This window comes from Citrobacter europaeus (genome assembly GCF_037482245.1).
Classification (GTDB): domain Bacteria; phylum Pseudomonadota; class Gammaproteobacteria; order Enterobacterales; family Enterobacteriaceae; genus Citrobacter; species Citrobacter europaeus.
The window spans coordinates 3,483,121-3,497,347 of record NZ_CP148084.1 but is presented as its reverse complement, the minus strand read 5'-3'; the positions used below and the strand labels follow the sequence as shown (position 1 = coordinate 3,497,347).

The following is a 14,227-nucleotide window of genomic DNA, read 5'->3' as shown; positions in this document are numbered from 1 at the left end:
CGGAGACAGGACAATGAAACTCGAGTTTTCAGTTTATCGCTATAACCCGGATGTTGACGACGCTCCGCACATGCAGGATTACACCCTGGAGGCAGAAGAAGGGCGCGACATGATGCTGCTGGATGCATTGATGCAGCTGAAAGAAAAAGATCCGTCGCTGTCGTTTCGTCGCTCCTGCCGTGAAGGGGTTTGTGGCTCCGACGGTCTGAACATGAACGGCAAAAATGGACTGGCCTGTATCACACCTATTTCTGCGCTGAATCAGCCGGGCAAGAAAATTGTCATTCGCCCGCTGCCAGGTTTACCGGTTGTGCGCGATTTGGTGGTAGACATGGGGCAATTCTACGCACAGTATGAGAAGATTAAGCCTTACTTGTTGAATAATGGGAAAAATCCGCCGGCTCGTGAGCATTTACAAATGCCTGAGCAGCGTGAGAAGCTCGATGGGCTGTATGAATGTATTTTGTGTGCATGCTGCTCAACGTCCTGCCCATCATTCTGGTGGAACCCGGACAAGTTTATTGGCCCGGCAGGGCTGCTGGCAGCGTATCGCTTCTTAATTGATAGCCGCGATACCGAGACCGACAGCCGCCTGGAAGGTTTAAGTGACGCTTTCAGCGTATTCCGCTGCCATAGCATCATGAACTGCGTCAGCGTATGTCCGAAAGGGCTGAACCCGACGCGCGCCATCGGCCATATTAAGTCGATGCTGCTCAAACGTAGTGCGTAAGTTGTTGTAGTGGTTGCCGGATGGCGACGTAGCGTCTTATCCGGCCTACAGGTGAAATCCCGTAGGCCTGATAAGCTAAGCGCCATCAGGCAATATAAGTGCAGGAAACCTCTAAAAACTGCCTCTTATCTCTGACAGTTTTTAAAGGTTCCTTCGCGAGCCAAATAAAAAGAGCTCGCAAGTGAACCCCGGCACGCACATCGGTGTGCGTGGTAGTATCCACGGCGAAATACTCGTCATAGATCACGTTGCATGTGCGTTGGCTGCACTTGCTCACCCCGGTCACTTACTGGATGTAAGCTCCCGGGGATTCGCAAGCTTGCCGCCTTCCTGAAACGTGATCTATTTAGAGTATTAAATAAGCAGAAAAGATGCTTAAGGGATCACGATGCAGAACAGCGCTTTGAAAGCCTGGTTGGACTCTTCTTACCTCTCTGGTTCTAACCAGAGCTGGATAGAACAGCTCTATGAAGACTTCTTAACCGACCCTGACTCGGTAGATGCTAACTGGCGTTCGACGTTCCAGCAGTTACCTGGTACCGGAGTCAAACCGGATCAACTCCACTCAAAAACACGTGATTATTTCCGTCGACAGGCGTTGATTACCCCACGTTACTCTTCTTCTATTTCCGACCCTGATGCCAATGTGAAGCAGGTTAAAGTCCTGCAGCTCATTAACGCCTATCGTTTCCGCGGTCATCAGCATGCGAATCTCGATCCGCTGGGACTGTGGCAACAAGAAAATGTGGCCGATCTGGACCCGTCTTTCCACGATCTGACCGATGCGGATTTCCAGGAAAGCTTTAACGTAGGTTCTTTTGCCGGCGGCAAAGACACGATGAAGCTGAGCGACCTGGTTGTCGCGCTGAAACAAACCTACTGCGGCCCGATTGGCGCCGAGTATATGCACATCACCAGCACCGAAGAAAAACGCTGGCTTCAGCAGCGTATCGAGTCTGGCCGTGCCGCGTTCAGTAGTGAAGAGAAAAAACGCTTCCTTAGCGAATTGACCGCAGCAGAAGGTCTGGAACGCTACCTGGGCGCTAAGTTCCCGGGCGCAAAACGCTTCTCGCTGGAAGGCGGTGATGCGTTAATCCCAATGCTCAAAGAGATGATCCGCCACGCTGGTAACAGCGGTACCCGTGAAGTGGTGCTGGGCATGGCGCACCGTGGTCGTCTGAACGTGCTGGTTAACGTACTGGGCAAACGCCCGCAGGAACTGTTCGACGAATTTGCGGGCAAACATAAAGAACACCTCGGCACTGGCGACGTGAAGTACCACATGGGCTTCTCATCGGATATCGAAACCGAAGGCGGTCTGGTGCATCTGGCGCTGGCGTTTAACCCATCGCACCTGGAAATCGTTAGCCCGGTGGTTATCGGTTCCGTACGCGCACGTCTGGACAGGCTGGACGAGCCGAGCAGCAATAAAGTCCTGCCAATCACCATTCACGGTGACGCGGCAGTTACCGGGCAGGGCGTAGTTCAGGAAACCCTGAACATGTCGAAAGCGCGTGGTTACGAAGTGGGCGGTACCGTTCGCATCGTCATCAACAACCAGGTGGGCTTTACTACCTCTAACCCGCTGGATGCGCGTTCCACACCATACTGCACCGACATCGGTAAGATGGTTCAGGCGCCTATTTTCCACGTCAACGCAGATGACCCGGAAGCGGTCGCTTTCGTGACGCGTCTGGCGCTGGATTTCCGTAATACCTTTAAACGCGATGTCTTCATCGATCTGGTGTGCTACCGCCGTCACGGCCACAACGAAGCTGACGAGCCGAGCGCAACCCAGCCGCTGATGTATCAGAAAATCAAAAAGCATCCGACCCCGCGTAAAATCTACGCTGACAAGCTGGAAGCGGACAACGTCGCCACACTGGAAGATGCGACCGAAATGGTCAATCTGTATCGTGACGCGCTGGATGCTGGTGAATGCGTGGTGAAAGAGTGGCGTCCAATGAATATGCACTCCTTCACCTGGTCGCCGTACCTCAACCATGAGTGGGATGAAAACTACCCGAACAAAGTTGAGATGAAGCGTCTGCAGGAGCTGGCAAAACGCATCAGCACCGTGCCTGAAGCGGTTGAAATGCAGTCGCGTGTTGCCAAAATTTACGGCGACCGTCAGGCCATGGCCGCAGGCGAGAAGCTGTTCGACTGGGGCGGCGCAGAGAATCTGGCCTACGCCACGCTGGTCGACGAAGGCATTCCGGTTCGTCTGTCGGGTGAAGATTCCGGTCGCGGAACCTTCTTCCACCGTCACGCGGTGATTCACAACCAGGCGAACGGTTCAACCTACACGCCGCTGCAGCATGTGCATAACGGACAGGGCACGTTCCGCGTATGGGACTCAGTACTGTCTGAAGAAGCCGTGTTAGCGTTCGAGTACGGTTATGCCACCGCAGAACCGCGTACGCTGACCATCTGGGAAGCGCAGTTTGGCGACTTCGCCAACGGTGCGCAGGTGGTTATCGACCAGTTCATCTCTTCCGGCGAGCAGAAATGGGGCCGTATGTGTGGTCTGGTTATGCTGCTGCCGCACGGCTATGAAGGTCAGGGTCCGGAGCACTCCTCCGCGCGTCTGGAACGTTATCTGCAACTTTGCGCTGAGCAAAACATGCAGGTTTGCGTCCCGTCTACCCCGGCACAGGTTTACCACATGTTGCGTCGTCAGGCGCTGCGCGGTATGCGCCGTCCGCTGGTGGTGATGTCACCGAAGTCGCTGCTGCGTCATCCGCTGGCGGTGTCTACGCTGGACGAACTGGCAAATGGCGCCTTCCTGCCAGCCATTGGCGAAGTCGATGAACTTGATCCTAAAGGCGTGAAGCGTGTCGTGATGTGTTCTGGTAAGGTTTATTACGACCTGCTGGAGCAACGCCGCAAAAACGACCAAAAAGATGTCGCCATTGTGCGCATCGAACAGCTCTATCCGTTCCCGCATAAAGCGGTGCAGGAAGCGCTGAAACCGTTTGCTCATGTACATGATTTTGTCTGGTGCCAGGAAGAGCCGCTCAACCAGGGCGCATGGTACTGCAGCCAGCATCATTTCCGTGAAGTAATTCCATTTGGGTCAGCTCTGCGTTATGCAGGTCGCCCGGCCTCTGCCTCTCCGGCAGTAGGATATATGTCTGTTCACCAGAAGCAGCAGCAAGATCTGGTTAATGACGCGCTGAACGTCGATTAAATAAAGGATAAATAATGAGTAGCGTAGATATTCTTGTTCCCGACCTGCCTGAATCCGTAGCGGATGCAACGGTTGCAACCTGGCACAAAAAACCGGGCGATGCAGTACGTCGTGATGAAGTACTGGTAGAAATCGAAACTGACAAAGTGGTACTGGAAGTACCGGCATCAGCGGACGGTATTCTTGATGCGGTTCTGGAAGATGAAGGGACGACCGTCACTTCTCGCCAGATCCTCGGTCGCCTGCGTGAAGGCAACAGCACCGGTAAAGAGACCAGTGCCAAGTCTGAAGAAAAAGATTCTACCCCGGCGCAGCGCCAGCAGGCATCTCTTGCTGAGCAGAATAACGATGCCCTGAGCCCGGCGATCCGTCGCCTGCTGGGTGAGCATAACCTCGAAGCCAGCGCTATCAACGGCACCGGCGTTGGCGGTCGTATCACCCGTGAAGATGTTGAAAAACATCTGGCCAAAGCTCCGGCTGCGAAAGCAGAAGCAAAAGCACCGGCAGCCGCACCAGCCGCACAGCCTGCGCTGGGCGCTCGTGGTGAAAAACGTGTTCCGATGACCCGTCTGCGCAAACGCGTAGCCGAGCGTCTGCTGGAAGCGAAAAACTCCACCGCCATGCTGACCACGTTCAACGAAGTCAACATGAAGCCAATCATGGATCTGCGTAAGCAGTACGGCGACGCGTTCGAAAAACGCCACGGTATCCGTCTGGGCTTTATGTCTTTCTACGTGAAAGCGGTCGTTGAAGCGCTGAAACGCTATCCGGAAGTGAACGCGTCCATCGACGGCGATGACGTGGTTTACCACAACTACTTTGATGTCAGCATGGCGGTTTCCACGCCGCGTGGCCTGGTCACGCCGGTCCTGCGTGATGTGGATCTGCTGGGTATGGCTGATATCGAGAAAAATATCAAAGAACTGGCAGTTAAAGGTCGCGACGGCAAGCTGACGGTCGAAGATCTGACGGGCGGTAACTTCACCATCACTAACGGTGGCGTGTTCGGTTCCCTGATGTCTACGCCGATCATCAACCCACCGCAGAGCGCCATCCTGGGTATGCATGCCATCAAAGATCGTCCGATGGCCGTAGACGGCAAGGTTGAAATCCTGCCGATGATGTATCTGGCGCTGTCTTATGACCACCGTCTGATCGATGGTCGTGAGTCAGTGGGCTTCCTGGTAACCATTAAAGAGTTGCTGGAAGATCCAACGCGTCTGCTGCTGGACGTGTAGTTAATAAGAGTATCACCTGCCCCGTAGGTCTGGACGCTTATCAGGCCTACGGGTAAAAGATAACGATTACCTGAAGGATGGACAGAACACATGAACTTACATGAATATCAGGCAAAACAACTTTTTGCCCGCTATGGCTTACCGGCACCGGTGGGTTATGCCTGTACTACTCCGCGTGAAGCCGAAGAAGCTGCATCAAAAATTGGCGCAGGCCCGTGGGTAGTGAAATGTCAGGTTCACGCTGGTGGCCGTGGTAAAGCGGGCGGTGTGAAGGTGGTAAACAGCAAAGAAGACATTCGCGCTTTTGCTGAGCACTGGCTGGGTAAACGTCTGGTTACTTACCAGACAGACGCCCATGGTCAACCGGTAAATCAGATTCTGGTTGAAGCCGCGACCGACATTGGTAAAGAACTCTACCTCGGCGCAGTTGTTGACCGTAGCTCCCGTCGCGTGGTCTTCATGGCCTCCACCGAAGGCGGCGTGGAAATCGAAAAAGTGGCGGAAGAAACCCCGCACCTGATCCACAAAGTGGCGCTCGATCCGCTGGCAGGTCCGATGCCTTACCAGGGCCGTGAGCTGGCGTTCAAACTGGGCCTGGAAGGTAAGCAGGTTCAACAGTTCACCAAGATCTTCATGGGTCTGGCGACTATCTTCCTGGAGCGCGACCTGGCGCTGATCGAAATTAACCCGCTGGTGGTGACCAAACAGGGTGACCTGATCTGCCTCGACGGCAAACTGGGCGCTGACGGCAACGCGCTGTTCCGCCAGGCTGATCTGCGTGAAATGCGCGACCAGTCTCAGGAAGATCCGCGTGAAGCGCAGGCTGCACAGTGGGAACTGAACTACGTCGCACTGGACGGCAACATCGGTTGTATGGTTAACGGCGCGGGCCTGGCAATGGGCACCATGGACATCGTTAAGCTGCACGGCGGCGAACCGGCTAACTTCCTCGACGTGGGCGGCGGCGCGACCAAAGAGCGTGTAACCGAAGCGTTCAAAATTATTCTCTCTGACGACAATGTTAAAGCCGTACTGGTTAACATCTTCGGCGGTATCGTACGTTGCGACCTGATCGCTGACGGTATCATCGGCGCGGTAGCAGAAGTGGGCGTTAACGTTCCGGTCGTGGTCCGTCTGGAAGGTAACAACGCTGAACTCGGCGCGAAAAAACTGGCTGATAGCGGCCTGAATATTATTGCAGCGAAAAGTCTGACGGATGCAGCTCAGCAGGTTGTTGCCGCAGTGGAGGGGAAATAATGTCAGTTTTAATTAATAAAGATACCAAGGTTATCTGCCAGGGCTTCACCGGTAGCCAGGGGACATTCCACTCTGAACAAGCGATTGCTTACGGTACACAAATGGTCGGCGGTGTAACGCCTGGCAAAGGCGGCACCACGCACCTGGGGCTGCCGGTGTTTAACACCGTACGTGAAGCGGTAGAAGCGACCGGTGCCACCGCCACCGTTATCTACGTTCCGGCACCGTTCTGCAAAGACTCCATTCTGGAAGCGATTGATGCGGGCATTAAGTTGATTATCACCATCACCGAAGGCATCCCGACGCTGGATATGCTGACCGTGAAAGTGAAGCTCGATGAAGCCGGCGTGCGCATGATCGGCCCGAACTGCCCAGGCGTTATCACCCCGGGCGAATGCAAAATCGGCATCATGCCGGGCCACATTCATAAGCCGGGTAAAGTGGGCATCGTTTCCCGTTCCGGTACGCTGACCTATGAAGCGGTTAAGCAGACCACCGACTACGGTTTCGGCCAGTCTACCTGTGTGGGCATCGGCGGCGACCCGATCCCTGGCTCTAACTTCATCGACATCCTGAAGCTGTTCCAGGAAGATCCGCAGACTGAAGCGATCGTCATGATCGGTGAGATCGGCGGCAGCGCGGAAGAAGAAGCGGCGGCTTATATCAAAGATCACGTGACCAAGCCGGTTGTGGGCTACATCGCTGGCGTTACCGCGCCGAAAGGCAAACGTATGGGCCACGCGGGGGCAATCATCGCAGGTGGTAAAGGTACGGCGGATGAGAAATTTGCTGCGCTGGAAGCCGCAGGCGTGAAAACTGTTCGTAGCCTGGCCGATATCGGCGAAGCGCTGAAAACCGTTATTAAGTAAGAACTAAAAAAAACAGCCCTGACTTTCTGCATAGTCAAGGGCTGGTCCCGTTTCGACATGGTTGGCCATCTGATGATGGCCTTTTTTTTGCCCGTAACTCAGCTTTCCGCCAGCGCCTTCAGCCAGCGAATGCCGCTTTCCGGTGAGGTCATTACCGGTACCGGCGGGGCAGGGAGCTGCCGTAACACCCGCGCCATCGAGGCCTGCGCCAGCATCACGACATCTGCCTGGCTAAAGGCGCTCTGTAATCCTTCACTGACGATACGGTCATGGGTGTCCATATCTCCCGCTAACAGCGCATGGAAGGCGTCTTCCATTAATATCGGCGTGATAGTGCGCTGCTGACCGCTCTGTTGGACTTTGCGCTGCACGTAATCCAGCGTCGGCTTCAGCGTGGTGGCGACGGTAGCCAGCACGGCGATCCGCTCGCCTTTTTCAATCGCCTCTTCCACCATCGCGCAGTCAATGCGCGCGAGCTGGAGTGGGGTCATAAACTGGCATTGTTCCACCGCAGTACCAATTGAGGAACAGGCGGTAATAAAGATATCGCAGTCCGCCTTTTCAGCAATATGCACATAGTCGGCGATACGAGCGGCAATATCTGGCGTCACGCCCTGGGCCTTCATTACCTGCTTGATCATGGATTCTTCAACCAGGTGCATAACTTCCACGTCCGGCATAATGTCGGCGATCAGTTGTTGCATCATCGCAAGCGTGGCTGCACTGGTATGCAGCATGGCGACTTTTTTCATTGGGCAATCTCCTTGAGTAACGTTTCCGCGACGGCCAGCGCCGCATCATGATCTTCCTGTGCGGATAAACCGCCTACCGCGACGGCTCCGAGGCATTTCCCCTGGTGCAGAATCGGGATCCCGCCCGGCAGCGCTGTAAAACGCGGGTCGGCAAAATAGCCAATATCCAGTTGCTCTTTCTGCAGACGCTGTAAAAATGCCTGCGTGGTGCAGCCCAGGCGGCTACTGGTGCGCGCTTTACGCTGGGTTAACTCGATGGTTAACAGTTTGGCGTTATCCATCCGCGCAAAGCTAAGCAGTTCTCCATTGGTATCGCATACGGCGACGCTTAATGGGCGATTTGCGTAACATGTTTCGGCGAGCTCTAGCGCACAGGTTACGGCGCGCAGGGCGTGTCCCAGAGTGAGAGTTTTCATCGTGATTATCCTTTCGACAGATTTTCGCAAGCGGGTTGAACGGGATCTTTGGCTGCAGCTGCCTGCGCCTGTCTGGCGTCTTTTTTGCGCCAGTAGTTGGCGAGCAGCGAGCCGCTAACGTTGCCCAGCGGTGTCATCACCGCTGATGCGAGGCCAACGGTTGCCAGTTTGCCCATCGCCGCGGCAAGCCCGGACGCCATACCACCGTTTTGCAGTCCGACTTCAAAGGCCACGGTACGGGCAGACTGCACGTCCATGCGGAAGATCCAGCGACTCATCAGATAGCCAATCAGGAAACCACCGAGGTTGTGCATCAACATGGCGAAGCAGAGCAGGAAGCCGACCTGTACCAGGTTGTCGCGTCCGGCTGCGGCTGCGGTGGTGGTAAAGAAAATGATCCCCATCATTGAGATGGTTGGCATGACCTTCTTCACGCCCGCCACGCGGCCATACAGCCAGTTGTAGAACAATGCCCAGACGAGACCGCCTGCCATGAAGTTGAGGACTACCGCGTACATCTGCGCTTCGGCGCTGGCGTGACCAAACAGCGCGTCCCAGCCGCCGGCAATCATATACAGCAGCCAAAGTGCGCCGATCCCGGCAAGCACCTGCACAACACGGCGACCGCGTACGCCTGCATAGGTTTTCAGATAGTCATGCAAAATTGCCGCGCCGATGGGAATTAATACGATTTTCACCACGTCCATCACCATCGCGGTGAGCTGGATATCGATCATCGAACCCGCCAGCAGATTAACCCACAGCGGCGTCATCACCGTTGCCGCCAGCGTTGAGACGGCGGCGATTGACACCGCCAGCGCGAGGTTGGCGTTGGCGATGTAAACCATCACCGTCGACGAGAGACCGCTGGGGCAAGCGCCAATCAATAAAATGCCTACCGCGACTTCAGGCGGAAAATTGAATACCAGAGTGATGGTCAGGCCGAGCAGGGGCATGATCACGAAATGGCAGAAGGTACCGATAAACACGGCCCACGGCATTTTGGCGACATCAATAAAATCCTGGATCGTTAGCTTAGTGCCCATGCTGAACATGGTGGCCTGAATCACGAGGAACACGATCCATTTATGGGTGATATTGAAACCGCCCCAGACGATCAGATCCGTAGACCAGGTCATGGCGGCAACAAAACCGGCGATAATCCACAGCGTAAACTGATAGCTGCGTAAACCAGGCCAGTAGCCTGCACCGGCGGCGAATCCGGCGGTGAACATCACCAGCCCCGGCTGCCACAGGGCCGCGGACTGGATGAGTGCGCCGATAATCGCCAGCGCCGCGCCCGCAACGCTGACGCCGAGTCCGGTTTTGTGAATAACAGTGGTCATAGTCATGTTGAAATGTCCTTGCTGTTGTTATTGCTGCCGGGGAGGAATAGATAACATGCGCCGCGCAATTTCCGGTGTTGCGACTTTTTTATCCATACTCTGAATGAGCGTAGCGAGTTTGGCGACCTGCTGATAATTATGCTGCGCTTTTTCTTCGGTGCTTAAATAATAACTATCTTCAAAGCCGATTCGCACTTCACTGGCCCCCATAGCGACGGCAGCAGCGATAATATCGAAATTTTTTCTGCCAAAATGGGTAATTCCCCATAAGGCGTCTCGTGGGATCATGCTACGCAGAGCAATTAATGCGTCAACGGTAGCAGGCGTACTGCCGCGGTGACCGAGAACGATATTAAAGAGCATGGGTTTTTGAAATTTAATTTTATCTTCAAGCGTCAGGATGTTATTAATCATGCCGATTTCAAAAACTTCAAACTCTGGAATAATATGGCGTTCGGTTATTTGCTGGGAACAATATTCCACATCCGGAGCGGGATTAAAGTACACCGCATCACCAAGGTTGACGGAACCGACGTTCAGCGAAGCCATTTCCACGCCGGGGCAGTCCAGTGGCGCGCAGCGTTCGGCGATGGACATTGAAGAGACGCCGCCGGTAGAAGCCTGAATAATCAGGTCCGAATGGCGCATTACGCGGTCGATGGTTGCCTGAAAGTCGGTAGTATCTGGTGTCAGGCGTCCTTGTTTATCGCGAACGTGTAAATGCACGATGGACGCGCCATGTTCTACGCTGGCGAGTATTTCCTGCGCCAGTTCTTCGGGTATAACTCTGGGGCAATCCGCGGCAACAGGTGCCAGCGAAATAATAACAGTATCCGACATTTTTTCCTCCGGTACAGAGATATTAAAATTATAGGTAAGGCGTCATCCAGTTTAATGAGTCGGGCCCTGATGTTGACGGTTGATATTCACAGCCAATCCAGTCCTGGTAATTCATTTTTCTTATAAAATCAAATAACCATGTTTCATTTAATTCTCCGGTTCCCGGTTCATGACGATAAGGAACAGAAGCGATTTGAAAATGTTTAATAAGGGTAAAATAGCGTTCGATATTTTTCGCCACGTTGCCATGAATTTTCTGACAGTGGTAAATATCAAACTGTAAGCCGATATTTTTCCTGGCAACTTCGTGAATAATTGACTCGACCAGCGGAAAGCTGTCAATAAAATAACCGGGCATATCCTGCGAATTTAATGGTTCAATCAGTACATCGATTTCCGCGTCTGCCATCACATCGCAGGCGATGCGCAGCCGGTTCGTCAGGAGATCGCGCTGGGCGTGTAGCGTCAGGTCGTCGCAGCGCAAGCCGGCCATAACGTGAACCCGGCGACAGCCCAGCGCCGTGGCATAATCGCGCGCTACGTTCAGGCTATGGCGAAATTCTTTGTCTCGATCGGGCTGTGCGGCCAGCCCTCGTTCACCTTGCGCCCAGTTGCCAGCCGGGGCGTTCATCAGCACCACCGGCAGGGATGTTTCCCGCTGAGCGGCTCGCAAATGCTCCAGCGGGTGCTGCCAGAGAAACAGCCCTTCTACGCCGCGAAAACCGGCCGCCTGCGCCGCCGCAAATCGCGCCGCTATCGGTAAATCTGTAAACAACCAGTCTAGATTAGCCGCTAACTTCAGCATGGCGCGCACCCTCCCGGCCATCAACCAGATGCAGCTTAACGCCCTGACTGGCAATAGTTTGCTGAGCGTTTTCCGGTAACCGGTTATCAGAAATAATGTCGGTCAACTGCTGCAGACCGCAGATGTGAAACATGCCGTATTTGCCAAACTTACTGCTGTCGCAGACCAACACCCGACGCCGGGAGACGGTGAGCACCGCTTCTTTGACCGAGGCTTTCCCTTCACTCGGTGTCGACATACCGCGTTCGGTATCCCATGACGAGGAGCTCAGAAACGCCACGTCAATATTAATGGTACGCAGAAAACTGGCGGCGCTTTTTCCAAGACATGAGCGGTTACGTTGATCCACCAGACCGCCGGTGTGATAGAGCGTAATGTGCGACATATCCATCAAATAGTGGCTGATGGAAAAATCGTTGGTGACTACCGTCAGATTGAAACAGTGGCTGGCGGCGACCGCTTTCGCCACTTCAAACAACGACGTTCCGGCATCCAGATACAGCGTTTGTCCGGGCTCAATGAGCATTGCGGCAAGCTGGCCCATTTTGCGCTTCACGTCATGATTCAACTCGGCTTTTTCCCGCCATGGCAGTTCCGATTTCAACAGGTTGTTGAGCTTCACACCGCCGTTAATGGCGATAACTTTGCCTTCTTCTTCCAGCAATTGAATGTCGCGGCGCACGGTCATATGCGACACGCTCATCAAATCTGCCAGTTCATTAAATGAGGCGGCATTTTTTTCGTGCACGTAGCGGTAGATAAAATCACGTCGTTGCTCGGGGATCATCATCTCACCTCACGCTTGTCGGGAATGTTCAAGTTCGGCCACCGCCTCTTCTGAGAGCGGAACATAGCCGAGCGGTTTTAACGTCAGCCAGATGCGGGCGCTGTCTTCCAGCTCCTCGGCGTTAAACACTGCCTCACGCAGCGAGCGACCGCTTACTACCGGCCCGTGATTGGCCAGCAGCGCTGCCGTATGGTCTGCTGCAATTTCACTCAGTGCGCTGGCAATACCTTCATGGCCTGGCTTGAAATAAGGCAGCAGCGGCAACTGCCCGACGCGCATCACGTAGTACGGCGTTAATGGCGGCAGACAGTTTTTCGGCGTGGTGCACGGCAGACAGGAGAGCGCGGTCAGCCATGGAGAATGCAGGTGCACGACCGCGCCGCAGGATGGGCGATGCCGATACCACGCCAGATGCATGGGCACCTCTTTTGAGGGTTTGTCACCGCTTAGATGAACGCCGTTGGCATCAAGCCGACTTAGCGTGGCCGGATTAAGCTCGCCCAGACAGGAGTTGGTCGGGGTCACCAGATAGCCGCCATCCGGCAGTTTGGCGCTGAGATTGCCGGAACCGCCGCTACTGTAGCCGCGCATAAACAGGGAACGGCCATAATGGACGAGTAGTTCGCGCAGTTGGTGTTCACTCACCGGATTCATAATGCGTACTCCTGGGCAGTAAAAAAGAAATCTTCGTCACCAAAGTTGCCTGACTTCAGCGCCAGCGCCAGACCGGAAGAAAAGACCCACGGCACGCCTGGCGCGATGGCTTTGCCAACGGAAAGACGCTTCACCTGCAAGGCTTCCACCACGGTGCCGGATGTTTCTCCGCCTGCGACAATAAAGGTGTTTACACCTGCAGCCTGTAGCCTGGCGCTCAGTCGGGCAAAAGCGTGTTCGATTGCCTGGCTGGCAGCCTGTTCGCCGTACTCCTGTTGAATGCGTGTGAGTACGTCTGGCGGTTGGGTGGCGTATATCATCGGCGCGAATGGGTCGTTGATATGCGTCATCGTCCAGGCACACAGTTCATCGGTGTAGCGTTCTGCATCAGACAGGCAGCGAGCGACATCGAGTACTCGAGATGCTGCCGCGGCCTTATAACGAGTAACCTGACGATTGCTCATCGCCGAGCAACTACCGGAGAACACCACCGTTTTGGCAGGCAGTGGAAAAGCGTCCGACGGCTGGGGTTGCTGACCTTTGGCGCAGGCGGCCAGCGCGCCGCCAAGCCCGGAGCCCCCGGCTAACAGAGGACTGGCATGGAGTGCTTGCGCCAGCGTGTTGAGATCTGCTTCATCCAGCGTATCGACGATAACGTGACGCATACCTTCAGCCTGAAGTTGGGCCAGAGCGTTAGTGACCGCTTCCACACCTTGATGCAGCGTCCTGAGGTTGATGCAGCCAACCATGCCTGGCGTTTGCGCGCTCAGCAGGCGCGGCAGGCTGGCATCGGTCATGGGATTGAGCGGATGCTTTTCCATTCCGGACTCGTTAAGCAGTACGCCGTTTACAAAAAGATGGCCGTGCACCACCGTGCGCCCGTTTTGCGGCAGGGCGGGGCAGTGGACGATCACAGGAGTCTGCAGGTCGTTCATCAACGCATCGCTGACTGGTCCAATGTTGCCTGTTGGCGTGGAGTCAAACGTTGAACAATATTTAAAATAGATCTGGCGGACACCTGCCTTTTGTTTCAGCCAGCGGGCACAGGACAGAGACTGTGCGACGGCCTGTTCTGCGGGTAAAGAGCGGCTTTTTAGCGAGATGACGATAGCGTCAACCTCTTCATTCCAGCATTGAGCGGGATCAGGCATTCCGGGCAATAGCGCAACGCGCCACCCCTGCTGCGCCATAAAGCTTGCAATGTCCGTTGCGCCGGTGAAATCGTCGGCGATAACGCCTGTGGTGACGGCCATGGATCAACTCCGTTCAGATTGTTTGCTAATTGAACATATTATTCAGGAGGGCCTTTCACATTCACATGATGATTATCACAAATAAGCACA

13 protein-coding genes are annotated in these 14,227 nt (G+C 54.7%); 5 read left to right on the top strand and 8 right to left on the bottom strand.

What is annotated here, in order from left to right; genetic code table 11:
* Nucleotides 1-13: 13 nt before the first annotated feature.
* The 5 genes from sdhB (at nt 14) to sucD (ending at nt 7,284) form a co-directional block, all read left to right on the top strand.
* A complete protein-coding gene (gene sdhB, locus WHR59_RS16565; protein WP_032948848.1) occupies nt 14-730 on the top strand; it encodes a succinate dehydrogenase iron-sulfur subunit SdhB in 717 nt (238 codons plus the stop codon).
* 388 nt (nt 731-1,118) lie between these two features.
* On the top strand, nt 1,119-3,920 hold the full coding sequence (gene sucA / locus WHR59_RS16560) for a 2-oxoglutarate dehydrogenase E1 component (protein WP_043015623.1): 2,802 nt from the start codon (nt 1,119-1,121) through the stop codon (nt 3,918-3,920).
* 14 nt (nt 3,921-3,934) lie between these two features.
* A complete protein-coding gene (gene odhB / locus WHR59_RS16555; RefSeq protein WP_043015624.1) occupies nt 3,935-5,158 on the top strand; it encodes a 2-oxoglutarate dehydrogenase complex dihydrolipoyllysine-residue succinyltransferase in 1,224 nt (407 codons plus the stop codon).
* A 90-nt stretch (nt 5,159-5,248) separates the two neighbouring features.
* Nucleotides 5,249-6,415, top strand: a complete 1,167-nt coding sequence (gene sucC / locus WHR59_RS16550; RefSeq protein WP_003022927.1) for an ADP-forming succinate--CoA ligase subunit beta — start codon at nt 5,249-5,251, stop codon at nt 6,413-6,415.
* A complete protein-coding gene (gene sucD, locus WHR59_RS16545; protein ID WP_003022929.1) occupies nt 6,415-7,284 on the top strand; it encodes a succinate--CoA ligase subunit alpha in 870 nt (289 codons plus the stop codon). The genes sucC and sucD overlap by 1 nt, the downstream gene beginning before the upstream one ends.
* A 98-nt stretch (nt 7,285-7,382) precedes the next feature.
* Here the strand turns inward: sucD and WHR59_RS16540 are convergent, their stop codons facing one another.
* The 8 genes from WHR59_RS16540 to otnK are packed head-to-tail and all read right to left on the bottom strand — an operon-like array spanning nt 7,383 to nt 14,137.
* Nucleotides 7,383-8,036: an aspartate/glutamate racemase family protein gene (locus tag WHR59_RS16540; RefSeq protein ID WP_043015625.1), complete on the bottom strand. Its 654-nt coding sequence runs from the start codon at nt 8,034-8,036 to the stop codon at nt 7,383-7,385.
* Complete coding sequence (locus WHR59_RS16535; protein ID WP_043015626.1) at nt 8,033-8,452, bottom strand: GlcG/HbpS family heme-binding protein; 420 nt, start codon at nt 8,450-8,452, stop codon at nt 8,033-8,035. The genes WHR59_RS16540 and WHR59_RS16535 overlap by 4 nt, the downstream gene beginning before the upstream one ends.
* Nucleotides 8,453-8,457: 5 nt before the next feature.
* Nucleotides 8,458-9,804: a bile acid:sodium symporter family protein gene (locus tag WHR59_RS16530; RefSeq protein WP_087051545.1), complete on the bottom strand. Its 1,347-nt coding sequence runs from the start codon at nt 9,802-9,804 to the stop codon at nt 8,458-8,460.
* 21 nt (nt 9,805-9,825) lie between these two features.
* A complete protein-coding gene (locus WHR59_RS16525) occupies nt 9,826-10,638 on the bottom strand; it encodes a 3-keto-5-aminohexanoate cleavage protein (RefSeq protein ID WP_043015628.1) in 813 nt (270 codons plus the stop codon).
* A 28-nt stretch (nt 10,639-10,666) separates the two neighbouring features.
* Nucleotides 10,667-11,443 (bottom strand): hydroxypyruvate isomerase family protein, encoded by a 777-nt coding sequence (locus tag WHR59_RS16520; RefSeq protein ID WP_199994122.1) that lies wholly within the window; start codon nt 11,441-11,443, stop codon nt 10,667-10,669.
* Nucleotides 11,424-12,233: a DeoR/GlpR family DNA-binding transcription regulator gene (locus WHR59_RS16515; protein ID WP_338843307.1), complete on the bottom strand. Its 810-nt coding sequence runs from the start codon at nt 12,231-12,233 to the stop codon at nt 11,424-11,426. The genes WHR59_RS16520 and WHR59_RS16515 overlap by 20 nt, the downstream gene beginning before the upstream one ends.
* Nucleotides 12,234-12,239: 6 nt before the next feature.
* The gene (locus WHR59_RS16510) at nt 12,240-12,884 is read right to left on the bottom strand and encodes an aldolase (protein WP_047412567.1); all 645 of its coding nucleotides are present in this window, start codon (nt 12,882-12,884) and stop codon (nt 12,240-12,242) included.
* The gene (otnK, locus tag WHR59_RS16505) at nt 12,881-14,137 is read right to left on the bottom strand and encodes a 3-oxo-tetronate kinase (RefSeq protein WP_338843306.1); all 1,257 of its coding nucleotides are present in this window, start codon (nt 14,135-14,137) and stop codon (nt 12,881-12,883) included. Before otnK ends, WHR59_RS16510 begins: the two co-directional genes overlap by 4 nt.
* Between the last annotated feature and the right edge of the window lie 90 nt (nt 14,138-14,227).

Excerpts from the sequence above, each read along its gene's own strand:
- WHR59_RS16510 (WP_047412567.1), bottom strand. The coding sequence starts at position 12,884 with ATGAATCCGGTGAGTGAACACCAACTGCGCGAACTACTCGTCCATTAT.
- WHR59_RS16535 (WP_043015626.1), bottom strand. The coding sequence starts at position 8,452 with ATGAAAACTCTCACTCTGGGACACGCCCTGCGCGCCGTAACCTGTGCG.
- sucA (WP_043015623.1), top strand. The coding sequence starts at position 1,119 with ATGCAGAACAGCGCTTTGAAAGCCTGGTTGGACTCTTCTTACCTCTCT.
- WHR59_RS16515 (WP_338843307.1), bottom strand. The coding sequence starts at position 12,233 with ATGATGATCCCCGAGCAACGACGTGATTTTATCTACCGCTACGTGCAC.
- sucC (WP_003022927.1), top strand. The coding sequence starts at position 5,249 with ATGAACTTACATGAATATCAGGCAAAACAACTTTTTGCCCGCTATGGC.
- sdhB (WP_032948848.1), top strand. The coding sequence starts at position 14 with ATGAAACTCGAGTTTTCAGTTTATCGCTATAACCCGGATGTTGACGAC.
- otnK (WP_338843306.1), bottom strand. The coding sequence starts at position 14,137 with ATGGCCGTCACCACAGGCGTTATCGCCGACGATTTCACCGGCGCAACG.
- WHR59_RS16530 (WP_087051545.1), bottom strand. The coding sequence starts at position 9,804 with ATGACTATGACCACTGTTATTCACAAAACCGGACTCGGCGTCAGCGTT.
- sucD (WP_003022929.1), top strand. The coding sequence starts at position 6,415 with ATGTCAGTTTTAATTAATAAAGATACCAAGGTTATCTGCCAGGGCTTC.
- odhB (WP_043015624.1), top strand. The coding sequence starts at position 3,935 with ATGAGTAGCGTAGATATTCTTGTTCCCGACCTGCCTGAATCCGTAGCG.
- WHR59_RS16540 (WP_043015625.1), bottom strand. The coding sequence starts at position 8,036 with ATGAAAAAAGTCGCCATGCTGCATACCAGTGCAGCCACGCTTGCGATG.
- WHR59_RS16520 (WP_199994122.1), bottom strand. The coding sequence starts at position 11,443 with ATGCTGAAGTTAGCGGCTAATCTAGACTGGTTGTTTACAGATTTACCG.
- WHR59_RS16525 (WP_043015628.1), bottom strand. The coding sequence starts at position 10,638 with ATGTCGGATACTGTTATTATTTCGCTGGCACCTGTTGCCGCGGATTGC.